The 25394-nt window shown below is 74.9% G+C and carries 19 protein-coding genes and 2 pseudogenes; 13 read left to right on the top strand and 8 right to left on the bottom strand.

What is annotated here, in order from left to right:
• Positions 1-131 precede the first annotated feature (131 nt).
• Positions 132-1400 carry an MFS transporter gene (locus ACIQVI_RS19730; RefSeq protein ID WP_403597387.1) on the bottom strand — a complete coding sequence of 423 codons (1269 nt, stop codon included), beginning with the start codon at positions 1398-1400 and terminating at the stop codon, positions 132-134.
• 130 nt (positions 1401-1530) lie between these two features.
• On the opposite strand from ACIQVI_RS19730, the gene ACIQVI_RS19725 reads away from it, so the two are divergent.
• The 7 genes from ACIQVI_RS19725 (at position 1531) to ACIQVI_RS19695 (ending at position 10434) form a co-directional block, all read left to right on the top strand.
• On the top strand, positions 1531-2070 hold the full coding sequence (locus ACIQVI_RS19725; RefSeq protein WP_403597384.1) for a CGNR zinc finger domain-containing protein: 540 nt from the start codon (positions 1531-1533) through the stop codon (positions 2068-2070).
• Between the two features lie 129 nt (positions 2071-2199).
• Positions 2200-3114, top strand: coding sequence for an oxygenase MpaB family protein (locus ACIQVI_RS19720; RefSeq protein ID WP_403597381.1), 915 nt, complete (start codon positions 2200-2202; stop codon positions 3112-3114).
• Positions 3096-5357 carry a tetratricopeptide repeat protein gene (locus tag ACIQVI_RS19715; protein ID WP_403597378.1) on the top strand — a complete coding sequence of 754 codons (2262 nt, stop codon included), beginning with the start codon at positions 3096-3098 and terminating at the stop codon, positions 5355-5357. The genes ACIQVI_RS19720 and ACIQVI_RS19715 overlap by 19 nt, the downstream gene beginning before the upstream one ends.
• Positions 5358-5430: 73 nt before the next feature.
• On the top strand, positions 5431-7014 hold the full coding sequence (locus ACIQVI_RS19710; RefSeq protein ID WP_403597375.1) for a phytoene desaturase family protein: 1584 nt from the start codon (positions 5431-5433) through the stop codon (positions 7012-7014).
• 220 nt (positions 7015-7234) lie between these two features.
• Positions 7235-8269, top strand: a complete 1035-nt coding sequence (gene tdh / locus ACIQVI_RS19705) for an L-threonine 3-dehydrogenase (RefSeq protein ID WP_121829664.1) — start codon at positions 7235-7237, stop codon at positions 8267-8269.
• Between the two features lie 3 nt (positions 8270-8272).
• The gene (locus ACIQVI_RS19700) at positions 8273-9472 is read left to right on the top strand and encodes a glycine C-acetyltransferase (RefSeq protein WP_403597371.1); all 1200 of its coding nucleotides are present in this window, start codon (positions 8273-8275) and stop codon (positions 9470-9472) included.
• Between the two features lie 62 nt (positions 9473-9534).
• Complete coding sequence (locus tag ACIQVI_RS19695) at positions 9535-10434, top strand: LysR family transcriptional regulator (protein WP_403597368.1); 900 nt, start codon at positions 9535-9537, stop codon at positions 10432-10434.
• Positions 10435-10509: 75 nt separating this feature from the next.
• Here ACIQVI_RS19695 and ACIQVI_RS19690 read toward each other — a convergent pair whose 3' ends face one another.
• Entirely contained in the window at positions 10510-12249 is a 1740-nt protein-coding gene (locus tag ACIQVI_RS19690; protein ID WP_403597365.1) for a serine hydrolase, read from the bottom strand.
• A gap of 293 nt (positions 12250-12542) precedes the next feature.
• Between ACIQVI_RS19690 and ACIQVI_RS19685 the strand changes: the two genes are divergently transcribed.
• Positions 12543-12947: a MarR family transcriptional regulator gene (locus tag ACIQVI_RS19685; RefSeq protein ID WP_351973106.1), complete on the top strand. Its 405-nt coding sequence runs from the start codon at positions 12543-12545 to the stop codon at positions 12945-12947.
• Positions 12948-12989: 42 nt separating this feature from the next.
• On the top strand, positions 12990-14087 hold the full coding sequence (locus tag ACIQVI_RS19680; RefSeq protein WP_351973102.1) for an ionic transporter y4hA: 1098 nt from the start codon (positions 12990-12992) through the stop codon (positions 14085-14087).
• Here the strand turns inward: ACIQVI_RS19680 and ACIQVI_RS19675 are convergent.
• Entirely contained in the window at positions 14077-16425 is a 2349-nt protein-coding gene (locus ACIQVI_RS19675; protein ID WP_403598697.1) for a penicillin acylase family protein, read from the bottom strand. The two genes, ACIQVI_RS19680 and ACIQVI_RS19675, sit on opposite strands and share 11 nt — an antisense overlap.
• 215 nt (positions 16426-16640) lie before the next feature.
• On the opposite strand from ACIQVI_RS19675, the gene ACIQVI_RS19670 reads away from it, so the two are divergent.
• Positions 16641-18149 carry a fatty acyl-CoA synthetase gene (locus ACIQVI_RS19670; RefSeq protein WP_403597361.1) on the top strand — a complete coding sequence of 503 codons (1509 nt, stop codon included), beginning with the start codon at positions 16641-16643 and terminating at the stop codon, positions 18147-18149.
• A gap of 39 nt (positions 18150-18188) precedes the next feature.
• Here the strand turns inward: ACIQVI_RS19670 and ACIQVI_RS19665 are convergent.
• The 3 genes and pseudogenes from ACIQVI_RS19665 to ACIQVI_RS19655 all read right to left on the bottom strand — a co-directional run.
• Positions 18189-18596 (bottom strand): annotated as a pseudogene (locus ACIQVI_RS19665) (YybH family protein); the annotation flags it as partial.
• 12 nt (positions 18597-18608) lie between these two features.
• A pseudogene (locus tag ACIQVI_RS19660) lies at positions 18609-19028 on the bottom strand (nuclear transport factor 2 family protein); the annotation flags it as partial.
• Positions 19029-19146: 118 nt separating this feature from the next.
• Complete coding sequence (locus ACIQVI_RS19655; RefSeq protein WP_403597358.1) at positions 19147-19602, bottom strand: MarR family winged helix-turn-helix transcriptional regulator; 456 nt, start codon at positions 19600-19602, stop codon at positions 19147-19149.
• A gap of 75 nt (positions 19603-19677) precedes the next feature.
• On the opposite strand from ACIQVI_RS19655, the gene ACIQVI_RS19650 reads away from it, so the two are divergent.
• Positions 19678-20505, top strand: a complete 828-nt coding sequence (locus ACIQVI_RS19650) for an alpha/beta fold hydrolase (protein WP_403597355.1) — start codon at positions 19678-19680, stop codon at positions 20503-20505.
• Positions 20506-20526: 21 nt separating this feature from the next.
• Here ACIQVI_RS19650 and paaK read toward each other — a convergent pair whose 3' ends face one another.
• Complete coding sequence (gene paaK, locus ACIQVI_RS19645) at positions 20527-21819, bottom strand: phenylacetate--CoA ligase PaaK (RefSeq protein ID WP_403597352.1); 1293 nt, start codon at positions 21817-21819, stop codon at positions 20527-20529.
• A 337-nt stretch (positions 21820-22156) separates the two neighbouring features.
• Here paaK and ACIQVI_RS19640 point away from each other — a divergent pair, with 337 nt between their 5' ends.
• Positions 22157-22903, top strand: coding sequence for a GNAT family N-acetyltransferase (locus tag ACIQVI_RS19640; protein WP_403598694.1), 747 nt, complete (start codon positions 22157-22159; stop codon positions 22901-22903).
• A gap of 11 nt (positions 22904-22914) precedes the next feature.
• On the opposite strand, the gene ACIQVI_RS19635 is transcribed toward ACIQVI_RS19640, so the two are convergent.
• Positions 22915-23730 (bottom strand): pentapeptide repeat-containing protein, encoded by an 816-nt coding sequence (locus ACIQVI_RS19635; RefSeq protein ID WP_403597349.1) that lies wholly within the window; start codon positions 23728-23730, stop codon positions 22915-22917.
• A gap of 131 nt (positions 23731-23861) precedes the next feature.
• Here ACIQVI_RS19635 and ACIQVI_RS19630 point away from each other — a divergent pair, with 131 nt between their 5' ends.
• Positions 23862-25385 carry an alpha/beta fold hydrolase gene (locus tag ACIQVI_RS19630; RefSeq protein WP_403597346.1) on the top strand — a complete coding sequence of 508 codons (1524 nt, stop codon included), beginning with the start codon at positions 23862-23864 and terminating at the stop codon, positions 25383-25385.
• The last annotated feature ends 9 nt before the right edge of the window (positions 25386-25394 follow it).

The raw sequence follows: 25394 nt of genomic DNA, 5'->3' as shown, positions 1-25394 counted from the left end.
CACGGCCCGGGCGCGCACACCCCCCATGGTGGTGCGCGATCCGCCCGGAGGGGGCGTGACACAGGGCGGCGTGCCCGCAAGAGGGGCCGGATGGGCCAGGGGCACCCGGAGGGGACGGGCCTCCGGGCGGCTCAGCGCGCGTGGAAGGCCCGCAGGGCGGACGGGGTGACGTTCCTGAGGAACGGGACCGGGGTCACCGCGACGGCCAGCGCGAAGACGCCGAAGGCGAGCCGCATCCCGCCCCACTCGGCCAGGAGGCCGACCAGGGCCGCGCCCAGCGGCATGGCGCCGAAGCTGAAGAGCCGGGCCGCCGCGCTGTAGCGGCCGAGCATCTCGTCGGGGACCACGCGCTGGGTCAGGGTGCGGGCGTTGACCGTCCAGAGGGTGCCGCCCATGCCGCCGAGGAAGGCCCCGGCCGCCACCGCCCGGATGTCGGTGGTCAGGGCCGGCAGGGCCACCATCAGGGCGGTGCCGACCAGGTCGGCGAACATCGCCCAGCGCGCGCCGAGCAGCCGGTTCACCCGGGTGACGGTCATCGCGCCGACGAGCCCGCCGACGCCGAGGGCGCTGAGCACGATGCCGTACTCGCGGGGACCGAGCTCCATGGCCTGCCGGGCGTAGAGCGGCATGAGCGCCAGCCAGGCGCCCCAGACGGCGGCGAGCACGGCGACGATCAGCGACAGCGTGCGCAGCACCCGGTCGTGCCACAGGAAGCGCATCCCCTCGGCGATCCGGGCGTTCACCGGGACGGCCACCGCGTCCGGGGCGGGGGCGGGGGCCCGGAAACGGCCCACCAGGAGGAGCAGGGCGAGGGCGGCCAGGGCGTACGCGACGCTCGTCGCCCCCAGGGCGATCCCCGTCCCGGCGGCCAGCAGCAGCCCGCCGACGAAGGGTCCGGCGAACTCCTGGCCGACGGTCTCGGCCCCCACCATCCAGGCGTTGGCGCCCTCGCGCCGCTCCTCCGGCACCGCGGCCGGGACCAGGGCGGAGGCGGAGGTCGAGGCCAGGACGTCGGCGACGCCGAGGACCGCCCCGGCGGCGAGGAGCGTCCCGAGGGCGAGGCCGCCGCCCGCCGCGGAGGCGGTGAGCCAGACCGTCGCCGCCAGCCGGGCCCCGTTCGCGCCCCAGAGCAGCAGCCGCCGGTCGAAGCGGTCGACGAGCACACCGATGTGCAGGGCGACGAGCAGCCAGGGCAGCGTGAGGGTCAGCGAGACGGCGGTGACCTCGGCGGGGGAGCCGGTGAGCCGGGCGGCGAGCACCGGGAGGGCCATCTTCACCACTCCGTCGGCGAGGTTGGTGACGGCGGTGAAGCCGACCAGGACCGGGGTGTTGCGGCGGCGGGGGTCCGGCGGACCGGACTCCTCGCCGGTCTTCGCCCCTCCGGACAGCACGGTGACCATGATCCTCCCCTAACCGTCAAACGCTTTAGCCGGTGAGACCACTCTGGCGCACGACCGGCCGCCTCCGCAACCGTCTAAACGCTTAGCCGGTAGAGTGGGTGGTGCCAGGTACGGACGAAAGGAGCCCGCCGTGCTGGAACAGCCCGCCCCGGCCGTCCTCGTGGAGGCCTTCGCCAACACGGTCGACGTGGAGGAGGGGAGCGACGAGATCGCCACCCCGGCCGGACTCGCCGGCTGGCTGGAGGACCGGGGCCTGCTCGACGCGCCCGGCACGGTCCCCGACGAAGTCCACCGGAGCTACCTGGCCCTGCGCGCCGGCCTCCGCGAGGAGCTGGGGGCCCACGTCGGCGACGTCCCCGACCCCGGCCTGCTCGCCGGGGCGGACCGGGTCCTCGCCGCGCACCCGGTGCGCGTCACCGCGCACGGCACCCTGGTCCCCTCGGCGGAACTGCCCCCGGAGCGCGAACCGCTGGCGCTGCTCGCCATCGCGTGGAGCGAACTGGTCGCGGCCGGGGACGCGGCCCGGCTCAAGCGCTGCGCGGAGCACACCTGCGGATGGGCCTTCTGGGACGTCTCGAAGAACCGCAGCCGCCGCTGGTGCTCCATGCGGGTCTGCGGAAACCGCAACAAGTCCCGCGCCTACGCCTCCCGCCAACGCGGAACGCCCTGAGACCCGCCCCTTCCGGGGCGCGACCCACCCGGACCCTCACCCCGTCCCCGGCGCGAAGCGCGGCGACCCCGCCCGGAAAGGCCCGCACGGCGGGCTCCCGCCTCCCCGTTCCGGCGTAGCCTGAACGCCATGAGGCAGGACGCCGATCCCGGGCTCTTCGGGCCCCGCTCCGTGACCTGGCAGCTGCACAGCGACCCGGTGATGTGGATCGCCGGAGTCAGGGCCCTGTGGCTCCAGGCGCTGCACCCCGTCGCCGTTCGCGGCGTCATGATCAACAGCAGTTTCCGGCAGGACCCCTGGGGCCGCCTGCTGCGGACCGCGGACTTCGTCGGGACCCTCAGCTACGGGACCACCGAGGCCGCGGAGGCGGCCGGCGCCCGCGTCCGCCGGATCCACCGGCGGCTCGGCGTGGACGACCCCGAGCTGCTGCTCTGGGTCCACTGCGCCGAGACCGACTCGTACCTCTCCGTCGCCCGCCGCTCCGGGATCCCGCTCACCGACGCCCAGGCGGACCGCTACGTCGCCGAACACCGCGCCTCGGCCCGGCTCGTCGGCCTCGACCCGGACGCCGTCCCGGCGTCCACCGCGCAACTCGCCGCCTACTTCGAGGCGGTGCGCCCCCGGCTCGCCGCGGGGCCCGACGCCCGCACCGTCGAGGACTTCTTGCGCCGCCCGCCCGTCAAACCCGTCCTGGTACCGGCGCGCGAAGTGATCTGGCGGCGCGTCACGGTACTCGCGTACGACACCCTGCCCCTGTACGCCCACGCCCTCTACGGGCGGCCCGCCCCGCCCCCGGAGACCGTCACCCGCCGGCTCGCCGCCACCGCCCGCCTCCTGCGCCGCATCCCCTCCGGCCTGCGCTGGAGGCTGCCGCCCCGGCACGTCCTGCGCGCCGTGGAACGGCTCGGACCGGAGACGCGGCCCGATCCGTACGCGTACCCCACCCCGTATCCACTGTCCGACCCGGCGGCCATACTGGACACACCGGAAAGGGCGCACGGAATCGACGGGGGCGGCGGCACGCGATGGGGGACTCCAGACTGATCCAGGGCCGGTACCGCCTGCACGAGGTCATCGGCCGCGGGGGCATGGGCGAGGTGTGGCGCGCCACCGACGAGGCGCTCGGCCGCCGCGTCGCCGTGAAGTGCCTCAAACCCCTCGGCCCGCAGCAGGACCCCCACGCCCGCGACGTCGTGCGCGAGCGCTTCCGGCGCGAGGCCCGGGTGGCCGCCGCGCTCCAGCACCGCGGCATCACCGTCGTGCACGACTTCGGCGAGTACGAGGGCGTGCTCTTCCTCGTCATGGAGCTCCTGGAGGGCCGCAACCTCAGCCAGCTCCTCGCGGCCAACGCCCAGAACCCGCTGCCCGTCCAGGACCTCGTCGAGATCGCCGACCAGGTCGCCGACGCCCTCGCCTACACGCACCGCCAGGGCATCGTGCACCGCGACCTGAAGCCCGCGAACATCATGCGGCTGCGGGACGGCACGGTGAAGATCTGCGACTTCGGAATAGCGCGCCTCGGCGCCGACATGGGCTTCACCTCCAAGCTCACCGGAACCGGCATCGCCATGGGGACGCCCCACTACATGTCCCCGGAGCAGATCGGCGGCGGCGAGATTGACCACCGCAGCGACCTCTACTCGCTGGGCTGCGTCCTCTACGAACTCGCCACCGGCGCCCCGCCCTTCGACCTCGGCGACTCCTGGGCGATCCTCATCGGCCACCGCGACACGGTGCCGAGCCCGCCGCGCACCCACCGCGCCGAGCTGCCCGACTACTTCGACCGCCTCGTCGTCGACCTGCTCGCCAAGGTCCCCGAGGAGCGGCCGGCCGACGCGGGGGACCTGCGCCGCCGGATCGTCTCGGGCCGCGCCGGCCCCTCCCCGTTCGCCCCGCCGCCCGGCGTGCCCGCGCAGCCGCCCCTGCCGCCGACCCGGCCTGTGCCGGTGGACCCCGGGCCCGCCCCCGCGCCCGTCCCCGTCGCGCCCGCGTGGGCCCGCGGCATGAGCGCCGGACACCGTCCGGCCGGGACCGCCGCCGGTCCGCGCCCGGCCGTCCACGACCCCGCCGCGGCCGTCCTCACCACCGAATGGACCACCGCCGCACCCGCCACCGCCACGACCCCTCCTGCCCCGGCCGCGCCCCCCGCCGAGCTGGTCGCGGTCCTCGCCGGGCGCCACCGGGCCGGCATGGGCCTCGGCAGGCTCGGCCGCTGGGACGAGGCCGAGGCGGTGCACCGGTCCGTCGCCGAGGACCGCGCGCGGGTCCTCGGCGCCGACCACCCCGACACCCTCGCCAGCCACTACGAGGTCGGCTTCGCCCTCGCCCGCCTCGACCGCCCCGCCGACGCCCTGGACGTCTTCGGCCGGGTCGCCCTGGCCCGCGCCCGCGTCCTCGGCGCCGACCACCCCGACACGCTCGCGGCGCGCCAGGAGCGGGCGTACGCGCTCGGGCGCCTCGGACGGCACCCCGAGGCGTACGAGCTCTACGTCGAGGTGATCGCCGCCCGCGAGCGCACCGTCGGCCCCGACCACCCCGACACCCTGCGCTGCCGCCACAACCTGGCCTTCACCCTCGGCCGCCTCGGGCGCCTGGAGGAGTCGTACCGCACGGCGCACGAGGTCGCGGAGGCGCGGGCCCGGCTGCTCGGCGCCGCCCACCCCGACACCCTGGCGACCCGCCACGAGGTCGCCCACGTCCTCGGGCGCCTGGGACGCGGGGAGGAGGCGCTCGCCCAGTACCGCGCGGTCGCCGAGGCACGCGCCTCGGCCCTCGGCGCCGACCACCCCGAGACCCTCGCCGCCCGCTACGAGACCGGCGTCTTCCTCGGACGGCTCGGCCAGGCCGCCGACGCCCTGGACGTCTGCCGCGACCTGATCGCCGCCCGCACCCGCGCCCAGGGCCCCGACGGGCCCGAGACCCTGCGCGCCCGCCACGCCCTCGCCGTCAACCTCGGCCGGCTCGGACGCTGGGAGGAGGCGCTCGCGGAGTCCCGGGACGTCCACGCCGCCCGCGAACGGGCCCTGGGCGCCGACCACCCGGACACCCTCCTCAGCCGCCGCGAGACCGCCGTCGCCCTCGGCCGCCTCGACCGCTGGGAGGAGGCCCTGGAGACCCACCGGGCCGTCGCCGCCGCCCGCACCCGGCTCCTGGGCCCCGCGCACCCCGACACCGTCGCCGCCCTGGAGGACGAGGCCCACTGCCTGGAGCGCCTCGGCCGCCCCACCGAGGCCGCCGCCCTCCTCCTCGGCGCGGCCACGCCCCCACGGGGAGCCGCCTCCGCCTGACCGCCCCCACGGAGGGCCACGGGTCCCGGCCCCGTCCCCTTCCCCGGCCCCCGCCCGCGTGTGAGCATGAGCCATGACCGCCTCCGCCCCGCTCCCCGGCACCCCCGCGCCCGCCGCCCCGTACGACGCCGTCGTCGTCGGGGGCGGGCACAACGGACTCGTCGCCGCCGCCTACCTGGCCCGCGCCGGGCGCACCGTCCTCGTCCTGGAACGGCTCGGCTCCACGGGCGGGGCGGCCGTCTCCACCCGCCCGTTCGCCGGGGTGGACGCCCGCCTCTCCCGCTACTCGTACCTCGTCTCGCTCCTCCCGGAGAAGATCGTCCGGGAGCTCGGGCTGACGTTCCGGGTGCGCAAGCGGTCCGTCTCCTCGTACACCCCCAAGGGCGACGGCGGCCTCCTCGTCGGCGGCGGCCCCGAGCGCACCCGCGCCTCCTTCGCCGCGCTGACCGGCTCCGACCGGGAGTACGAGGCCTGGCAGGCGTTCTACGCCCGCACCGGACGGGCCGCCCGCCGGATCTTCCCCACCCTCACCGAACCGCTCCCCACCCGGGCCGCCCTGCGCGCCCGCGTCGACGACGCCGACACCTGGCGGACGCTCTTCGAGGAGCCCCTCGGCGTCGCCGTCGAGGAGAACTTCGCCGACGACCTGGTCCGCGGCGTCGTCCTCACCGACGCCCTCATCGGCACCTTCGCCGACGCCCACGACCCCGGCCTCCTCCAGAACCGCTGCTTCCTCTACCACGTCATCGGCGGCGGCACCGGCGACTGGGACGTGCCCGTGGGCGGCATGGGCGCCCTCACCGACGCCCTCGCGGACGCGGCCCGCGCCGCCGGGGCCCACCTCCGCACCGGCCACGAGGTCACCCGGATCGAGACCGACGGGCGCCGCGCCGAGGTCACATACCGCACCGCCGACGGCGAGGGCACCGTCGAGGCGGGCCACGTCCTCGTCAACGCCTCCCCGCAGGAGCTCGCCGCCCTGCTCGGCGACCCGCCCCCGCCCGCCCCGGAAGGCGCCCAGCTCAAGGTCAACATGCTGCTCACCCGGCTGCCGAAACTCCGGGACCGCTCCGTCGACCCCCACGAGGCCTTCGCCGGCACCTTCCACATCGCCGAGGGGTACGGACAGCTGGCCGCCGCCCACGCCGAGGCCGCCGCGGGCCGCCTCCCCGGCGCCCCGCCCTCCGAGATCTACTGCCACTCCCTCACCGACCCGACGATCCTCGGACCGGAGCTCGCCGCCCGGGGGTACCAGACCCTCACCCTCTTCGGACTGCACACCCCCGCCCGGCTGTTCGCCGCCGACAACGACCGCGCCCGCGCCGCACTCCTCGACGCCACCCTCGCCCAGCTCGACGCCCACCTGGACGAGCCGATCACCGACTGCCTCGCCCTCGACGCCGACGGGCGGCCCTGCATCGAGGCGAAGACCCCGCTCGACCTCGAACGCGACCTGCGGCTGCCCGGCGGCCACATCTTCCACCGCGACCTCTCCTTCCCGTACGCGGACGGGTCCCCCGACGGGGAGGGGGAGGGCCGCTGGGGCGTGGAGACCCGCCACCCCAACGTGCTCCTGTGCGGCGCGGGCGCGATCCGGGGCGGGGGAGTGAGCGGCATCCCCGGCCACAACGCGGCGATGAGCGTCCTGGGCCAATGACCTCCCCGGCCCGGCGCCTCCCCGGAAGGGTGACCTCCCCCTCCGCGTGTTGACGTCGGGCCGCCCCCGCCCGGGGTGTGAAGCTGATCTGCGAGCGCGCTTAAGAAATCCTCGATGGACCCGGAGCCGCGCGTACGGAAGATTCTCTTCCAGGGATCTTGGGCGCACAGCCCTGCCCTCACCCCCACATCACAGGACACGCACGTCGGGAGCCGTTGCATTGAAGGCACTGGTCAAGCTGAAGGCGGAGCCGGGACTCTGGCTCACGGACGTGCCCGAGCCGGAGACCGGCCCCGGAGACGTCCTCATCAAGGTCAAGCGGACCGGCATCTGCGGCACCGACCTGCACATCCGCTCCTGGGACGGCTGGGCGCAGAAGACGATCGACACCCCGCTGACGCTCGGCCACGAGTTCGTCGGCGAGGTCGTCCACACCGGCCGTGACGTCGCCGACATCGCCGTCGGCGACCTGGTCAGCGGCGAGGGCCACCTCGTCTGCGGCAAGTGCCGCAACTGCCTGGCCGGCCGCCGCCACCTCTGCCGCGCCACCATCGGCCTCGGCGTCGGCCGCGACGGCGCCTTCGCCGAGTACGTGGTCCTGCCCGCCTCCAACGTGTGGGTGCACCGCGTCCCCGTCGACCTCGACGTCGCCGCGATCTTCGACCCCTTCGGCAACGCCGTGCACACCGCGCTCTCCTTCCCGCTCGTCGGCGAGGACGTCCTGGTCACCGGCGCCGGCCCGATCGGCATCATGGCCGCCGCCGTCGCCAAGCACGCCGGCGCCCGCAACGTCGTCATCACCGACGTCAGCGAGGAGCGCCTCGAACTCGCCCGCAAGACGGGCGTCACCCTCGCCCTGAACGTGGCCGAGCGGACCATCGCGGACGGCCAGCGCACCCTCGGGCTCAAGGAGGGCTTCGACGTCGGCCTGGAGATGTCCGGCAACCCGCACGCGATGCGCGACATGGTCGCCAACATGACCCACGGCGGCAAGATCGCCATGCTGGGCCTGCCCAGCGAGGACTTCGCCGTCGACTGGGCGAAGATCGTCACCTCCATGATCACGGTGAAGGGCATCTACGGCCGCGAGATGTTCGAGACCTGGTACGCCATGTCGGTGCTCCTGGAGGGCGGCCTCGACCTCGCCCCCGTGATCACCGGGCGCTACGCGTACACCGACTTCGAGGCCGCCTTCGACGACGCGGCCTCCGGCAAGAGCGGCAAGATCATCCTCGACTGGACTGCGGGAGCCTGACCCATGTTCGATTCCGTACGCGACGACATCCGAGCCACCCTCGAAGAGATCGAGCGGGCCGGACTCCACAAGCCCGAGCGCGTCATCGGCACCCCCCAGTCGGCCACCGTCGAGGTGACCGCCGGCGGCCGCCCCGGCGAGGTGCTCAACTTCTGCGCCAACAACTACCTGGGCCTCGCCGACCACCCCGACGTGGTCGCCGCCGCCCACGAGGCCCTGGACCGCTGGGGCTACGGCATGGCGTCCGTCCGCTTCATCTGCGGCACGCAGGAGGTCCACAAGGAGCTGGAGGCGCGCCTCTCCTCCTTCCTCGGCCAGGAGGACACGATCCTCTACTCCTCCTGCTTCGACGCCAACGGCGGCGTCTTCGAGACGCTCCTCGGCGCCGAGGACGCCGTCATCTCCGACGCCCTCAACCACGCCTCGATCATCGACGGCATCCGCCTCTCCAAGGCCCGCCGCTTCCGCTACGCCAACCGCGACATGGCCGACCTGGAGCGACAGCTGAAGGAGGCCGTCGAGGGCGGCGCCCGGCGCAGGCTGATCGTCACCGACGGCGTCTTCTCGATGGACGGCTACGTCGCCCCGCTCGACGAGATCTGCGACCTGGCCGAGCGCTACGACGCCATGGTCATGGTCGACGACTCGCACGCCGTCGGCTTCGTCGGCCCCGGCGGCCGCGGCACCCCCGAGCTGCACGGCGTCATGGACCGCGTCGACATCATCACCGGCACCCTCGGCAAGGCCCTCGGCGGCGCCTCCGGCGGCTACGTCGCCGCCCGCGCCGAGATCGTCGCCCTGCTGCGCCAGCGCTCCCGCCCGTACCTCTTCTCGAACACCCTCGCCCCGGTCATCGCCGCCGCCTCCCTCAAGGTCCTCGACCTCCTGGAGTCCGCCGGCGACCTGCGCGAGCGCCTCAGGGCCAACACGGCGCTCTTCCGCTCCCGGATGACCGAGGAGGGCTTCGACGTCCTCCCCGGCGACCACGCCATCGCCCCCGTCATGATCGGCGACGCCTCCGAGGCCGGACGCATGGCCGAGCTGCTCCTGGAGCGCGGCGTGTACGTGATCGGCTTCTCGTACCCGGTCGTGCCGCAGGGCCGGGCCCGCATCCGCGTCCAGCTCTCGGCCGCCCACTCCACGGAGGACGTGAACCGGGCCGTGGACGCGTTCGTCGCGGCCCGCGCCGCCCTGGCCGGCTAGGGCGCGGAGCGGACCCCGGTCCGCGGGCCGGAGCAGCCCCTCCGGCCTGCGAGACTGGGAGCATGATCGAAGCGCGGCGGTTGCACATCCTCCGTGCGGTGGCCGACCACCGCACGGTCACGGCGGCGGCCGCCGCGCTCTACCTCACCCCCTCCGCCGTCTCCCAGCAGCTCGCCGCCCTGGAGCAGGAGACCGGCCACCGCCTGGTGGAGCGCAGCGCCCGGGGCGCCCGCCTCACCCCGGCCGGCGAGATCCTGCTGAGCCACGCCAACGCCGTCCTGGCCCAGCTGGAGCGGGCCGAGGCCGAGCTCGCCGCCTACGGCTCCGGCGAGGCCGGTACGGTCACGGTCGCCGCCTTCGCCACCGGCATCGGCCTCGTCGTGGCCCCCGCCCTCACGGCGCTCGCCCGCACCGCGCCCGGCATCCGGGTCCGGGTGCGGGACGCCGAGGGCGACGAGAGCCTGCTCATGGTCCTGGACCGGCAGGTGGACGTGGCCGTCGCCGTCGAGTACCGGGGCGCCCCCGGCGAGGACGACGACCGCCTCACCCGCGTGCCGCTCTACGCGGAGCCCTTCGACGCGGTCCTGCCGCCCGGCCACCCGCTGGCGGCCGGCGAGCGGGTCGCGCTCGCCGCCCTCGCCAAGGACGACTGGATCGGGCAGTCCACCGGCAACCCCTGCCACGACGTCACCGTCCTGGCCTGCGAGTACGCCGGTTTCGCGCCCCGCTTCGCGCACGTCTCCGACGACTTCCGCGCCGTCGTCGCCCTCGCCTCCGCCTCCGCCGGGGTCGCCCTCGTGCCGCGCTCCGCGCTGCGCGGGATGGACCTCACGGGCGTCGGGATCCGCCCCGTGGACGGGGTCGCCCCCACCCGCCGGGTCTTCGCTGCGGTACGGCGCGGAGCCGAGGAACACCCCCTGATCAGCCCGCTCCTGACGGAACTGCGCACGGCGGCCGGCTGAGGAGCTTTTTGACCCGGACCGGACCCGGACCGGACCCGGGCCGGACCCGGGCCGCACCCGGGCCGGAGCGGCGGGTCAGTCCCGGGACGCCGTCCACCCCACCGCCTCGATCCGCGCGCCGTCCGCGGGCCGGGCCTCGTCGAAGAGCGGGCGTCCCGCGGCGTCGAGGACCCGGACCCCGTCCACGTACACGCCCCGTCCGACGTACCGCGCGTCCGTCGTGTACCGCCACCGCAGCCGTACGGGGACGGCGCCCCGGGCCGTTCCCGGCACCCCGGCCGCGAGCCGGTGCCAGACGCGCCCGGACCAGCCGCCCACCGCCCCCGCCGGGTGCGCCACCGGCTCCCCTCCCGGGCGTGCGGTGACGAACGGCAGCGGCTCCCAGGTCGCCCCGCCGTCGCGGGAGGCCTCCAGGAAGGCGGCGTCCGCGTCCGGTTCGGTGTCCCACCACAGCGCGCACTCCAGGCGCGCGGCGCCGGGCACCGGCGGCAGGGCGAGGGTGGCGGTCGTGCCGCTCTCCATGCCGGAGAACCAGGCCGTCCGCCCCCGGGCGGGCCGTACGGGCACGGCCCTGGCCAGCCGGTTCGCGGCGGCGACGCGCGGCGCGGAGCCGGAGCGCCAGGAGCGCACCGGGTGCACGGAGTTGCCGAGGACGATCAGGAAGGCGTCGGTCGTCGGGTCCAGGACGAGGCCGGTGCCGGTAAAACCGGTGTGCCCGGCCGTGCGGGGCGTGGCCATCGCGCCCATGTACCAGTGCTGGTGGAGTTCGAAGCCGAGCCCGTGCGCGTCGCCGGGGAAGGCCGTGTTGAAGTCGGTGAACATCAGCTCCACGGACGCGGAGGAGAGGATGCGGGCCGGGCCGTACGCCCCGCCGTTGAGCAGGGCGCGGGCGAGGACCGCCAGGTCCCAGGCGCACGAGAAGACCCCGGCGTGCCCGGCGACCCCGCCGAGCGCGTACGCGTTCTCGTCGTGGACCTCGCCCCACACCATCCCCCGGTCCAGGCCCGACCAGGGCGGCCGGGCGTCCTCGGTGGCGGCGATGTCCGGCCGCCAGGAGGGCGGCGGGTTGAAGCGCGTGCGGCGCATCCCGAGCGGAGCGGTGATCTCGTCGTGGAGCAGGACGTCCAGACCGCGACCGGTGATCTCCTCCAGGACCAACTGGAGCGAGATCAGGTTGAGATCGGAGTAGAGGTACGCGGACCCCGGCGGGTTCGCGGGCCTCTCCTCCCAGAGCAGCCGCAGCTTCCCCTCCCGCGTCGGCTCCCGGTAGAGCGGGATCCAGGAGCGGAACCCGGAGGTGTGGGTCAGCAGCTGACGCACCGTGACATCCCCCTTCCCGCCGCCGCCGAACTCCGGCAGGTACACCGTGACCCTCGCCTCCAGATCGAGCGCCCCGCGCTCGATCTGCTGCACCGCCAGGATCGAGGTGAACAGCTTGGAGACCGAGGCCAGGTCGAAGACGGTGTCCCCGGTCATCGGCCGCCGCCGCTCCGGCGGCAGTTCGATTCCGGTGCCGGTCTTCTCGTCGTAGCCCGCGTAGCGCACGGCCGAGCCGATCGCCCGGTGCAGGGCCACGGTCCCGCCGCGCCCGGCGAGCAGGACGGCGCCCGCGTACCAGGGGTGTACGGGGGAGGGGCCGAGGAAGGCCTCGGCCTCCGTCACCAGCCGGTCCAGCTGCGGTGCGAGCAGTCCGGCCCGCGCGGCCGAACCGCGCCGCAGCGTGGTCCGCCGCGCGGGGATCCCGGTCCCGGGACCGCCTCCCGACCCGCTTTCGGCCCCCGCCGCGGGACCGGCACCCGGCACCGCACCGATCATCACCGCTCCTCCGAGGGCCAGGAGCCCGCCGCCGAACGCGCGCCGGGTCGAACGTCCTTGTCTCGCCGCATCCTCCGTCGTGCCCACTGTCTCCCACCGGTCACAGCGGCCAAACGGCTCCCCTCGAACATCCCTTCAGGTAGCATCATCCGTAAAGATCTCTTTGCTTTCAAAGCAAAATAAAGAGTTTGAAACCGAAATGAAGGGGAAGGGTGCGCGTGCAGAACGCCCATGAGGAGGACGAGGACCCCGGACCGGATCTGGACGAGGCCGTGCGCACGCTGCTGCTGCTGATGCCTCGGACGGTCGCACGGGTCAAGCGCGTCAGGATCCCCGAGGACCTGCAGTCGCTCACCCTCGCCCCCCGCCACCTCTCCCTGCTCGCCCACCTCCTCTTCGACGGACCGCTGAGCGTCAACGAGCTCGCCGCCCATCTGGAGGTCGCCCCCACCACCGTCAGCCTGATGGCGGGGGACCTGGCGAAGAAGGGCGTTCTGGAGCGGGTCGAGGACCCCACCGACCGGAGGCGCAAGATCGTCTCCATCTCCGAGCGGTACCGGGCCGCCATCGACGGCTGGCTCGGACGCAGCGCGGACGCCTGGCGTGCGGCCCTGGCTCCGCTCGACGCGAGGGAGCGGCGGATGTTCATCGAGACCCTCGCCGCGTACGAGCGCGGCCTCACCGAACCCCTGGAATGACCGAAATCGGGCGAAAGCCCCCTTTGTGGCAGGATGCGGATCATGAGTTCGAGCACGGCGGCATTGACACGTCAGTGGACCACCTGGGGACCAGTGGTGGCGGCGATCGCCCTGGGCGCGGCCTGGGGGCGTGACCTCCCCGGCTTCGTCGTGGGGCTCATCGCGCTCTGCCTCCTCGCGGCGGTCCTCGCGGCGGTCCACCACGCCGAGGTGATCGCCCACCGCGTCGGCGAACCCTTCGGCTCGCTCGTCCTCGCCGTGGCCGTCACCGTCATCGAAGTCGGACTCATCGTCACCCTGATGGTCGGAGGCGGCGAGGGCACTTCGACCTACGCCCGCGACACCGTCTTCGCCGCCGTCATGATCACCTGCAACGGCATCGTCGGCATCTCCCTCCTCGTCGGCGCGCTCCGCAACCGCGTCGCCGTCTTCAACGCCGAGGGCTCCGGCGGCGCGCTCGCCATCGTCTGCACCCTCGCCACGATGACGCTGGTCCTGCCGACCTTCACCACCAGCCACCCCGGCCCCGAGTTCTCCGGCATCCAGCTCGTCTTCGCCGCCGTCGCCTCCCTCTTCCTGTACGGCGTGTTCGTCGGCGTCCAGACGATCCGGCACCGCGACTACTTCCTCCCCGTCCCGCGTCCCGGCCACGAGTCGGAGGACGAGCACGCCGCCCCGCCGGGCAACCGCGAGGCCTGGACCAGCCTCGGCCTGCTCCTCCTCGCCCTCGTCGCCGTCGTCGGCAACGCCAAGCTGATCTCGCCCACCATCGAGGACGGCGTCGAGTCGGCCGGTCTGCCCAAGGCGGTCGTCGGCGTCGTCATCGCCCTGATGGTGCTGCTCCCCGAGACCCTCGCCGCCGTCCGCGCGGCCCGCCGGGACAGGATGCAGACCAGCCTCAACCTCGCCTACGGCTCCGCGATCGCCAGCATCGGTCTGACCGTCCCGGCGATCGCGCTCGCCTCGATCTGGCTGTCCGGGCCCCTGGTGCTCGGCCTGGGCCCCCTCCACCTGGTCCTGCTCGCCCTCACCGGTGTGGTGAGCGCCCTGACCGTGGTGCCCGGACGGGCCACGCTCCTCCAGGGCGGCGTCCACCTCTCCATCTTCGCCGCCTTCGTGTTCATGTCGTTCAGTCCCTGACGACCACCACCCGCAGCGCCGGCGAGCGCAGGATGTCCTTCTCGCAGAACCGGGAGGTCACCCAGCGCTCGCCGGCGTACAGCCGCGTCTGGTCGGCGTGGTGCGGCGACGCCGGGTTCGACGACTGGGAGTACGACAGCAGGGTCCGGGCCACCGGGCAGCGGCTCCCGTCCCAGCCGACCGCCTGCACGTGGCTGGTCCCGTGCGCGACCTCCGTGTAGCCGCCGCCCGCCGCGTTCCACACCGGCTCGATCTTGTTCCAGACGCCCAGCGACTCGGTCCCGCCGCCCAGCGGGATCCGCTGTCCGTTCCGCACCGCGAACTGGTGCGCGCCGAGCGGCGCGTCCAGCGGGATCCGGGCCGCCCGCAGCTCCGCCACCGCGTCCGCGAGCGCCTTCGCGAAGCCCGGCGCGGCCGTGTTCACGGCGCGCGGGGTGCGGACCGGGTCGGCCGCCGAGAACGGCACGAGCCACTGCTGCGCCGCCGGCACGGTCCCGGTGAACTTCCGCCAGAACCGGTCGAAGAGCAGCGCGCCCCGGCTGCCCGTGTCCACCGTCCGGTCCCAGGCCGCCAGCACCCGGCAGGCCTCCGGATCGCCCGGCAGCGCCGCCGGGCAGGCCCCCGCCACGTCGGCCGCCGCCAGGTCACCGGCCGGAACCCGGTTCGCGAACTGCTGCCGCTGGAGGTCGGACACCGTCAGCCGGCCCCGCTCCGCCATCGCCGCCACGTCCTCGATCCCGCCCCGGGTGCGCAGCGAACGCTGCGTCGCGACCGTCCCGAAGATCCGCTCGTAGCCGGTCAGCGGCCGGTCGGCGTTGGTCAGCCAGGCGCTGTCGTTGGAGTTCTCCGCGTACGGCGCGTCCCGCAGCACCGGCATCCGCGCCGGCCCGAAGACGCCGGGCTGCACCGCGTCCGGGTCCGAGCCGAGCGCGCAGTCGGACCGCGAGCCGTCCAGGACGGCGACGCCCGACGCCGGGTAGACGGCCCGGCCGAGCGGGGTGGAGCAGCGCTGCGCCAGCTCGTCGGTGATCCGGGGGAGCAGCTGGGCCTGGGCGAAGAAGGAGCGCCCGCCCGCGTCCGCCGCGACCGTGTTCACCCAGGGCAGCCCCTGCGTGCGCCTCAGGACGTCCGCGACGTCCCGCGTGGAGCGGGCCTTCCCGAAGCCGAGCGCGGTGTCGGAGGCGCGCAGGTTGGCCGCGTTGGGGTCGTTGAGCGCGTACGCCGCGGCCGTCGTCCAGGGCAGCGGGAGCTGTGCGCCGAGCCGGTCGACGACCGGCCCGTACCGGGTCCACCACTGGGTACGGGTGACGGGGGCGCCGCCCCCGACCGCCACCGTCACCGTGCGCGGCGTCATCCGCTCCGGCTTCCCGTCCACCAGGTAGGAGGTCGGGTCGCCCGGGACGAGGGCCAGCTGGTGCAGGTTGAGGGGCACTCCGGTGGCGACGGTGTGGCTCCAGGCGACCTTGTCGTTGAAGCCGATGTTGACGACGGTCGTGCCGAGGAGCGAGGCGCCCGAGACGTTCAGCTCGCCCGGGATGGTCTGCTGCGACTGCCAGAAGCGGCGGCCGCCCTGCCAGGGGTAGTGCGGGTTGCCCAGGAGCAGCCCGCGTCCGTCGGCCGTCACGGCCCCCGAGAAGGCCACCGCGTTGGAGCCCATGGCGGCGTCCGAGGCGTCGAACAGCTTCCGGGCTGCCCCGGCGGTCCGGCCGGGGTCGGGCGCGCCGGGGGAGGAGCCGTCCGCCGGGGAGGAGGCGGGCGGCCGGGCGGCGGTGATGCCGTCGACCGCCCGGCCCTGGCCGCCGAGCACCGAGACGGCGAACCCGCGCCGGGCCACGTCGAGGGCGGTCACCGGACGGACCCACCCGGCCCGCGCGCAGGCCGGGTCCGTGATCCGGTTCTTCCGCAGCCAGGCGTTGTACCCGGCCGCCCAGCCGCGCATGAGCTCCCGGACGTCACGGCTCGGACCGGCCGGCGCGGGGGTGCGCAGGAGCCGCTCGACGGTCCCGGCGTCCCTCACCCCGCGGAAGTACAGGTCGCTGGAGAGGTTCGTGGTCGCGGAGGAGAGCGAGCCGTCCGGGGCGGCGTCCGGACCGAAGTGCCGGGAGCGCTCGCCGGCCACGGTCACGAAGCCGTCCGCGAGCGTGCAGACCTGGTCGGCGGCCTGCGCCCAGCCCGTGCCGAAGCCGAGGTCCGCGTAGTCCTTCGCCACGATGTGCGGGATCCCGTACTCGGTGTACCGGACGACGGCCGACAGGCCCCGGTCCGACGGGCGGTGGTCCCGGCCCCCGGAGCCGGGACCGGCGGCGTCCGCGGGCATCGAGGCGGTGACGAGGGCCAGGACCGCCCCGGCGAGCGCCAGGCGCTTCAGTCGGGCACGGAGGTGCGGGCGGAGGTGCAAGGTGCCTCCCGGTGACGGTGGAGCACTGCGGATCGGACCATGCACCCAGCCGGGCGTCCCCTTGTCAACATCCCGGACGGCATCCGGGGCCGGACCATGTCCGCCGCGCCGCACGGTACTTGACCGGCCGTACGGCACGCGCCGAGGATCGCGCCATGAGCCGACTCCCCAGCCGCACCGTCGACGGCGTCCTGCGCGCGAGCGCCCGGCGCGTCCCCGACCGGACCGCCCTGCGGTACGCCGACCGGAGCTGGACCTACGCGGAGCTGGACGCGGCCGTGTCCACCGCCGCCGCCGTCCTGCGGGAGGCCCGCCACGGCATCGGGCTGCCCGAGTACGCCCGGGTCGCCACCTACGGCCACAACTCCGACGCCTACCTCATCGCGTTCCTGGCGTGCGCCCGGGCCGGCCTCGTCCACGTGCCGGTCAACCACCACCTGACCGGCGACGACCTCGCGTACGTCCTGGAGCAGTCGGACAGCTCGCTCGTCCTCGCCGACCCCGCCCTCGCGGACCGGATCCCGGCCGGATTCCCCGTCAGGCCGCTGCGGGACGCGCCCGGTTCGCTGCTCGACGCGCTCGCCGAACCGGAGGCGTACGACACCGACCGCGACGCCCGCGACCTCGTCCAGCTGCTCTACACCTCGGGCACGACCGCCCTGCCCAAGGGCGCGATGATGACCCACCTCGCCCTGGCCCATGAGTACGCGAGCGCCGTCGAGGCCCTCGACCTGCACGAGGACGACCGGCCCGTGCACGCCCTGCCGCTCTACCACTCGGCCCAGACACACGTCTTCCTGCTGCCCTACCTCGCCGTCGGCGCCGAGAACACCCTCGTCGACGGCCCCGACCCGGCCGTCCTGTTCGACCTGGTCGAAGCGGGCCGCGCCGACAGCCTGTTCGCCCCGCCGACGGTCTGGATCGGCCTCGCCCACCACCCGGAGTTCGCCACCCGCGACCTCTCCGCGCTCCGCAAGGCCTACTACGGGGCCTCGATCATGCCCGTGCCCGTCCTGGAGGGCCTGCGCGCCCGGCTGCCGGAGCTGCGCTTCTACAACTGCTTCGGCCAGTCCGAGATCGGCCCGCTCGCCACCGTCCTCGGCCCCGACGAGCACGAGGGCCGGATGGACTCGTGCGGCCGCCCGGTCCGCCACGTCGAGGCCCGGGTCGTCGACGAGAACGGCGACGACGTCCCCGACGGCACCCCCGGCGAGATCGTCTACCGATCGCCGCAGCTCTGCGAGGGCTACTGGAACAAGCCCGAGGAGACCCGGGCGGCCTTCAGGAACGGCTGGTTCCACTCGGGCGACCTCGCGGTCCGCGACGCCGAGGGCTACTACACGATCGTCGACCGGGTGAAGGACGTCATCAACTCCGGCGGCGTCCTGGTCGCCTCCCGCCAGGTCGAGGACGTCCTCTACACCCACCCCGGAGTCGCCGAGGCGGCCGTGATCGGCCTCCCCAACGAGCGCTGGATCGAGGCGGTCACCGCCGTGGTCGTGCCGCGCGGCGAGGTCACCGAGGCCGAACTCCTCGCCCACGCGCGTGAGGAGCTCCCCCACTTCAAGGCCCCCAAGCACGTCCACTTCGTGCCCGAACTGCCCCGCAACGCGAGCGGCAAGATCCTCAAGCGCGAACTGAGGGACCGGTTCACGAAGGCCTGAGACGCCCTCCCGGCCGGGAAGCGCCCCCACCGCGGCCGGTCACGGGCTCAGGTCGGTCCTCGCCTCGCCCGTGCGGGCGTCGTAGGGATACGAGACGTGCTGGTGGACCATGGTCCACTCGCCGTCGCGGCGCCGGAGCACCCGGGTGCCCCGGGACCAGGACTCCGAGGCCGTGCCGTCGGCCTCCCGGGCGGTCATGCGGTTGAGGCCCCAGACGACGGCGAGGTCGTCGCGGACCAGCACGCGCATGTCGGGGACCTCCCAGGTGACGGTCCCCGGCGCCGACTCCAGGCCCTGCCGGCACACCTCCCGCACCCGGTCGCGCCCCACGTACTGCAAGGGGGCGTCGTGCTCGTAGGAGACGACGTCGTCCGCGATGTGCCGCATCAACCCCTCCAGGTCCTTCGCCGCGGTGCGTTCGAACCAGTGCTCGTGCACGGCGCGGATCCGGGCCTCGGCCTCTTCCTCTTGAGGGTCGGGGCCGCTCAGGTCGGGGAAGGAGTGGTGCTCGTGCGCGACCACCCAGCGGCCCGCCTCCTTGCGCAGGCCGAGGGTGAGCCGCAGCCGGAAGCCGGGACGGGCCGCGAGCTCCTCCTCGGTGCCGCACCGCACGAGCGCGTGGGCGAAGGCGACGTCCTGCCCCGCCGTCACCTCCAGCTCCTCGATGTCGAAGACGGCCCCCTGCTCCTGCCACGCGAAGAACGCCGGCCAGACCTCCCGATAGGCGTCGACGCCCCGCACCCCCTCGTAGGGCGGCGGAACGTCGAACATCACGACGTCCTCGGCCCGGTCCTCCACCACCGCGTCGATCCGCCCCTCGTGCACCGCCCGCGCCCACCGCACGATCAGTTCCCGGATCCGCTCGCCGTCGTTCCCCATGGTCCCTCGGCCCTTCCGCTCGGGGCACCGCACTCCGGCGACGCCGCTCCGTACGCGGTCCATGGTGCCGCCGACCCGGAGCCACGAGCGCGTCCCGCGCCGGGGACCCCGCGGGCCCTCACTCCGGGCGCGTCCTCCCGGTGGAGTCGAGGACCGAGGCCAGGAAGCGGCGCACGGTCTCCAGTTCGTCCGGCTCGAACGCCTCCGCGACCGTCACCACCTCGCCGATGACCGGCCCGAAGAAGGCCCGCCCCAGCTCCACGGCCTTCTCCTCCACCCGGAGGAGGACGCGCCGCCGGTCCTCCGCGTCCCGCTCCCGCCGGACGAGTTCCAGCCGCTCCAGCCGGTCCACCAGGGCGGTGGTCCCGGCGGAGTTCAGCCGCAGCCGCTCGCCGAGCCGGCCGGGCGTGGCCCGGGTGCCGTCCCGGGCCGCGTCCAGCAGGTGGACCAGCGCCCGCACGTCGGTGGGGTGCAGTCCCTCGCGCGCGGCGAACTCGGCGCCGAGCAGGTCGAATTCGACGGTGACCGCCCGCAGCAGGTGCACCAGCCGCATCGCCGGACTTCCGTCGTCCATTCGTACTCCCCACGTCCTCGAACCCTCGCGTAATATCTCGCCGAACGAGACTATCGCTCAGCGAGAGGAACGCGTATGCCCGCGTCCGCCTTCGACCTCGCCTACGACGAACTCCGCGCCCGCTGGCCCGAGTCCACCGAGGAACGGGACGTCGACACCCCGTACGGACCGACCCGCGTCCACGTCCACGGCCCGGCGGACGGCCCCCCGCTGGTGCTGCTGCCCGGCGGCTCCGCCACCGGACTGGTCTGGTTCGCCAACGCGCCGGCCCTCGGCGCGCGGTACCGGATCCACGCGGTCGACCTCCTCGGCGACGCGGGCCGGACCGAACGCCGGGGCAGGCCCCTGAGGAACGCCGACGACCTGACGGCCTGGCTGGACGCGCTCCTGGACGGCCTCGCCCTCACCCGCACGCACCTGTGCGGCCACTCGTACGGCGCCTGGCTGGCCACCCGGTACGCCCTGCACGCGCCGGAGCGGGTCGACCGCCTCGCCCTGGTCGACCCCACCCAGGTCTTCGCCGGGTTCCGCCCCGGCTACCTGCTGCGCGCGCTGCCCCTCCTGATCCGCCCGAGTGAGGCCCGCGCCCGTGCCTTCCTGGCCCGGGAGACGGCGGGCACCCGCCCGGACGCGGCCTGGCAGCGCCTCTACGCCCTCGCCGCCACCGCCCCCGGACGCAAGCTCGTCACCGGCCGCCGGCCCCGGGCCGCCGACCTGCGCGCACCGCTCCTGGTCCTGCTCGCGGAGCGTGGTCGCGCCCACCGCGCCGCCGAGGTCGCGGAGCGGGTCCGGCGCACGCTCCCCGAAGCCGAAGTGGTCCTGCTCCCGGGCGCCACCCACCACTCCCTGCCGCTCACCGAACCGGAGCGGCTCGACGCCCGGCTGCTCGCCTTCCTGGGCTGACGACCCCTTCCGCGGACGGCCCTACACGGACTCCCGCAGGTCCACGATCCGCCGGATCTTCCCCACCGAGCGCTCCAGGGTCTCCGGGTCGACCACCTCGACCCCGACCGAGACACCGATCCCGTCCTTGACCGCCGCCGCGATCGCCCGGGCCGCCTCCGCCCGCTCCCCGGCCGTCGCGTCCGGCCGGGCCTCGGCCCGTACGGTCAGGGCGTCGAGCCTGCCCTCCCGGGTCAGGCGCAGCTGGAAGTGCGGGGCCACGGCCGGGGTGCGCAGGACGATCTCCTCGATCTGGGTGGGGAAGAGGTTCACCCCGCGCAGGATGATCATGTCGTCGCTGCGCCCGGTGACCTTCTCCATCCGCCGGAAGACCCGCGCGGTCCCCGGCAGCAGCCGGGTCAGGTCCCGGGTCCGGTAGCGGACCACCGGCACGGCCTCCTTGGTGAGCGAGGTGAAGACCAGCTCCCCCTCCTCCCCGTCCGGCAGCACCTCGCCCGTGAACGGGTCCACGACCTCCGGATAGAAGTGGTCCTCCCAGATGTGCAGGCCGTCCTTGGTCTCCACGCACTCCTGCGCCACGCCCGGCCCCATGACCTCCGACAGGCCGTATATGTCGACCGCGTCGATCGCGAACCGCTCCTCGATCTCCTTGCGCATCTCCTCCGTCCACGGCTCGGCCCCGAAGACGCCCACCTTCAGGGAGGTCGACCGCGGGTCCACGCCCTGCCGCTCGAACTCGTCGAGCAGGGTCAGCATGTACGAGGGGGTCACCATGATCACCTCGGGCCGGAAGTCCTGGATCAGCCGCACCTGCCGGGCCGTCATGCCGCCCGAGGCGGGGATCACCGTGCAGCCCAGGCGCTCCGCCCCGTAGTGGGCGCCGAGTCCGCCGGTGAACAGGCCGTAGCCGTACGCCACGTGGACCTTGTGCCCGGGGCGCACCCCGGCGGCGTGCAGGGAGCGGGCCACCACGTCCGCCCAGACGTCCAGGTCGCCCTCGGTGTAGCCGACGACGGTGGGCCGGCCGGTGGTGCCGCTGGAGGCGTGGATCCGCCGGATCCGCGACGGGTCGACGGCGAACATCCCGAAGGGGTAGTGGTCGCGCAGGTCCGCCTTGGTGGTGAAGGGGAAGCGGGCCAGGTCCGCGAGCGTGCGGCAGTCGTCCGGGGCGACCCCGGCCGCGTCGAAGGAGCGGCGGTGGAAGTCCACGTTCTCGTACGCGTGCCGCAGCGTCGCGCGCAGCCGCTCCAGCTGGAGCGCCGCCAGCTCCTCCCGCCCGAGCCGCTCGCCGTCGTCCAGCAGTTCTTCCGTCATGCGCCGCTCCTCCACGCGCTCCCGCACACTCTCCAAGCAACCTACCGATCATTCGGTAGCTCCGCTCGGGTCAGTAAAACCGGAGGTACGGGGGGCTTGGCAAGGGGTCGGACCCGGGGAACCGGGAGACGGGGCGCCGATCACCCGGAGGGGCCACGTGCCCCGCACCGCCCCCGCCCGCCAAAACCCGTTGCCCGGCCCCGGCCCGGCTGCTGGAGTGACCGCCATGGAACCCCGGCACCCGCGCACACCGCCCGAGCCCCGCGACCCGTATGACCCGCGCGCACCGCACGCCCCCCGCGACCCGTACGAGCTGCGCGACCTGTACGACCGCCAGATGCGCCGTGAGGTCCGCCCCGACGGCCCCGGCAGCCGCGTCGAGCGCGTCGGGGACGTCGTCCGCGCCACCGGCCCCGCGCACGCCTGGAACGGCGTCCTCTGGTCGGGACTCGACGCCCACGACCCGGCGGGCGCCGACGCCGCCGTCGCCGCGCAGATCGCCCACTACCGGGCCGCCGGCCTGTCCTTCGAATGGAAGCTGTACGGGCACGACGCCCCCGCCGACCTCGGCGAACGCCTCCGCGCCGCGGGCTTCACCGCCGGGGAGCCCGAGACCCTGATGGCCGCCGAGGCCGCCGCCCTGCCCCGGGACGTCCCGCTGCCCGAGGGCGTCGAACTCCGCGCCGTCACCGACGAGACGGGCGTACGCCAGGTGGTCGAGGTCCACGCCCGCGCCTTCGGCACCGACAGCGCCCCCATCGGCCGCCGCCTCCTGGACCAGTTGGCGGCCGACCCCGGCGCCTTCGCCGCCGTCGTCGCCCTCGCCGACGGCCAGCCCGTCAGCGCGGCCCGCCTCGAACTCCACCCCGGCACCGACTTCGCGGGCCTCTGGGGCGGCGGCACCGTCGAGGGCTGGCGCGGCCGCGGCCTCTACCGCGCCCTCGTCTCCCACCGCGCCCGCGTCGCCGCCGACCGGGGCCACCGCCACGTCCAGGTCGACGCGGCGCCCACGAGCCGCCCGATCCTCCGCCGCCTGGGCTTCCTGGAACTGACCACCACGACCCCGTACACGTACGAGGTCTGAGACCCGCCCCCTCAGACCGCCCAGTGCGCGGGGCGCTCGAAGCCCTCCGGGAGGCGGGTGGCGGCGTTCCCCCGGGCCGCGTTCAGCTGGGGCTGCGTGAGGAAGAGGGCGTCCGTCAGGTCCGCGCCCGACAGGTCGGCGTCCCGCAGGTCGGCGCCGATCAGATCGGCGAGCGACAGGTCCGCGCCCGTCAGGTCGGCGGCGATGAGCAGCGCCCCGCGCAGGTCCGCGCCCCGCAGCTTCGCCCCGCGCAGCCGCTTGCCGATCAGGTCCGCCCCGCGCCGGCTCTTCGGCCGTCCGCCCGCCGTGGCGCGGACCAGCTCGCTCGTCCGCAGCAGCAGCGGGTTCACCTCGGCCCGCACCGCGTTCACGTCCAGCTCCTCCAGCGCGTCCGGCGTCCCCGCCGCGAGCGCCTCCACGCGGGCGAGCGCCGCCCGCACCCCGGCGCGGACGGGACGGGCGGCGGGCCGCGCCAGGGCCTCGGTGAGGTACCGCAGCAGCTCGTGGAGCCCGCGCACCACCGGGAACACCTCGTACATCCGACCCGCCGTCTCCGGCGCCTCGCGCCACGACACGCCGCCGAAGGTCACCTGGGAGACCCGCTGCCCCGCGCCGAAGCAGTCGTACACCGTGCAGCCCTGGAAACCGCTCGGCCGCAGCCGCGTGTGGATGCCGCAGCGGAAGTCCTCCCGCAGATTGCGGCAGGGCTCGCCGGAGGACTTGTCCACGGCGAAGTCCGCCGACCTGGCGAAGGGCAGGGCCACACAGCACAGACCGAAACAGCTGGCGCAGTCGCCGCGCAGGGCGGATTCCCGGGTGTCGGGCACGGTGGGACGATTCCTCAAGGGGTCGGGGGAAGGTGCCGGGGGAGCGGCCCGTCCACCGTATCGCGCGCCCGGCCCCGCGCTCTCGGCGAAATCCGTTGCCAAGATCACCACGGGCCGGTGAGGATCGGCGGATGCCGACGTTCACGACGTATGACGGGACCGAGCTCGCCTACCGGACACGGGGGGAGGGCGAGCCGCTGGTGTGCCTGGCGGGCGGCCCGATGCGCGACGCCGGCTACCTCGGGGACCTCGGCGGGCTCACCGCCCACCGCACGCTCGTCCTCCTCGACGCCCGCGGCACCGGAGCGAGCGCCGAGCCCGCCGACCCCGGCACGTACCGCTGCGACCGGCAGGTCGGCGACGTCGAGGCGCTCCGCGCCCACCTCGGCCTGGACCGGATCGACCTCCTCGGCCACTCGGCCGGCGGCAACCTCGCGACCCTCTACGCCGCCGCCCGTCCCGAGCGGATCCGCTCCCTCGTCCTCGTCACCTCCGCCGCCCGCGCGCTCGGCGTCACCAGCACCGACGAGGAGTGGGACGCGGCCGCCGAGGTCTTCGCCGACCGGCCCTGGTACCCGGAGGCCAGGGCCGCGCTCGACGCGACCGGCCCCGACACCCCGCTGTCCCGCGAGTGCGAGATCGCCGCCCCCTTCTCCTACGGCCGCTGGGACGAGGCGGCCCGGGAACACGCGGCCGCCTCCCACCGGCAGACCCGCTGGGAGGCCGCCGGCGCCTACCACGGCGAGGGCGCCTACGACCCGGCGGCGACCCGCCGCGCCCTCGCCGCCCTCACCGCGCCGGTCCTGGTCCTGGCGGGCGAGCACGACCCCGGACCGACCCCCGCGAAGGCCGCCGAGGCGGCCGCCCTCTTCCCGTCGGCCGAGCTCGCCGTCCAGCCGGGCGCCGGGCACCACCCCTGGGTGGACGACCCGGACGCCTTCGCCCGCACGGTCGCCGCCTTCCTCGACCCCGCCGTCCGCACGGTCACCGTGGACGGCGTCCGCCTCGCCCACCGGGTCACGGGACCGGAGGACGCCCCGCCCGTCGTCCTGGTCCACGGACGCGGCGAGAACGGCGCCACCTGGGCGGAGGTGGCCGCCGACCTCGCCGCCGACCACCGGGTGTACGCGCTCGACCTGCGCGGCCACGGGCTCAGCGACCGGCGGCCCGGCGGCTACGGCTTCGACGCCTTCCGCGACGAGCTCGGCGGCTTCCTCAAGGCCCTCGGCCTCACCGGCGCCACCGTCGTCGCCCACTCCATGGGGGCCGCCGCCGCGTACCTCCTCGCCCGGGACGAACCCGGACTCGTCGGCCGCCTCGTCCTGGAGGAGCCCCCGGTCTTCTTCCCGCTCGACCCGCCGCGCCCCGTCGCCGAGCGCCCCGAGGGTCCCCTCGGTTTCGACTGGGAGATCGTCCCGGCCACCGACGCCCAGCTGAACGCGCCCGACCCCGACTGGCGCGACCGGCTCGGGTCGATCACCGCCCCCACCCTCGTCCTGGCCGGCGGCCCGACCAGCCACGTGCCCCAGGAACGGCTGTCCTGGCTGGCCGACCGGATCCCCGGCGCCCGCCTCGTCACCCTCGACGCCGGACACCTCGTCCACGCGGACCGCCCCACCGAATTCCTGTCGCTCATAAGGGAGTTCGGCCTGTAAGGGGATCGT

Origin of the sequence: Streptomyces sp. NPDC098101 (genome assembly GCF_044760185.1) — a bacterium.
Classification (GTDB): domain Bacteria; phylum Actinomycetota; class Actinomycetes; order Streptomycetales; family Streptomycetaceae; genus Streptomyces.
This window is presented reverse-complemented; position numbering and strand designations above follow the sequence as displayed.

Bases quoted from the DNA above. Each gene is read 5' to 3' on its own strand.
- ACIQVI_RS19685 (WP_351973106.1), top strand. From the start codon at position 12,543: ATGCCTCGGACGGTCGCACGGGTCAAGCGCGTCAGGATCCCCGAGGAC.
- paaK (WP_403597352.1), bottom strand. From the start codon at position 21,819: ATGACGGAAGAACTGCTGGACGACGGCGAGCGGCTCGGGCGGGAGGAG.
- ACIQVI_RS19695 (WP_403597368.1), top strand. From the start codon at position 9,535: ATGATCGAAGCGCGGCGGTTGCACATCCTCCGTGCGGTGGCCGACCAC.
- ACIQVI_RS19650 (WP_403597355.1), top strand. From the start codon at position 19,678: ATGCCCGCGTCCGCCTTCGACCTCGCCTACGACGAACTCCGCGCCCGC.
- ACIQVI_RS19710 (WP_403597375.1), top strand. From the start codon at position 5,431: ATGACCGCCTCCGCCCCGCTCCCCGGCACCCCCGCGCCCGCCGCCCCG.
- ACIQVI_RS19715 (WP_403597378.1), top strand. From the start codon at position 3,096: ATGGGGGACTCCAGACTGATCCAGGGCCGGTACCGCCTGCACGAGGTC.
- ACIQVI_RS19720 (WP_403597381.1), top strand. From the start codon at position 2,200: ATGAGGCAGGACGCCGATCCCGGGCTCTTCGGGCCCCGCTCCGTGACC.
- ACIQVI_RS19670 (WP_403597361.1), top strand. From the start codon at position 16,641: ATGAGCCGACTCCCCAGCCGCACCGTCGACGGCGTCCTGCGCGCGAGC.
- ACIQVI_RS19700 (WP_403597371.1), top strand. From the start codon at position 8,273: ATGTTCGATTCCGTACGCGACGACATCCGAGCCACCCTCGAAGAGATC.
- ACIQVI_RS19680 (WP_351973102.1), top strand. From the start codon at position 12,990: ATGAGTTCGAGCACGGCGGCATTGACACGTCAGTGGACCACCTGGGGA.
- ACIQVI_RS19690 (WP_403597365.1), bottom strand. From the start codon at position 12,249: ATGATCGGTGCGGTGCCGGGTGCCGGTCCCGCGGCGGGGGCCGAAAGC.
- ACIQVI_RS19640 (WP_403598694.1), top strand. From the start codon at position 22,157: ATGCGCCGTGAGGTCCGCCCCGACGGCCCCGGCAGCCGCGTCGAGCGC.
- ACIQVI_RS19655 (WP_403597358.1), bottom strand. From the start codon at position 19,602: ATGGACGACGGAAGTCCGGCGATGCGGCTGGTGCACCTGCTGCGGGCG.
- ACIQVI_RS19730 (WP_403597387.1), bottom strand. From the start codon at position 1,400: ATGGTCACCGTGCTGTCCGGAGGGGCGAAGACCGGCGAGGAGTCCGGT.
- ACIQVI_RS19630 (WP_403597346.1), top strand. From the start codon at position 23,862: ATGCCGACGTTCACGACGTATGACGGGACCGAGCTCGCCTACCGGACA.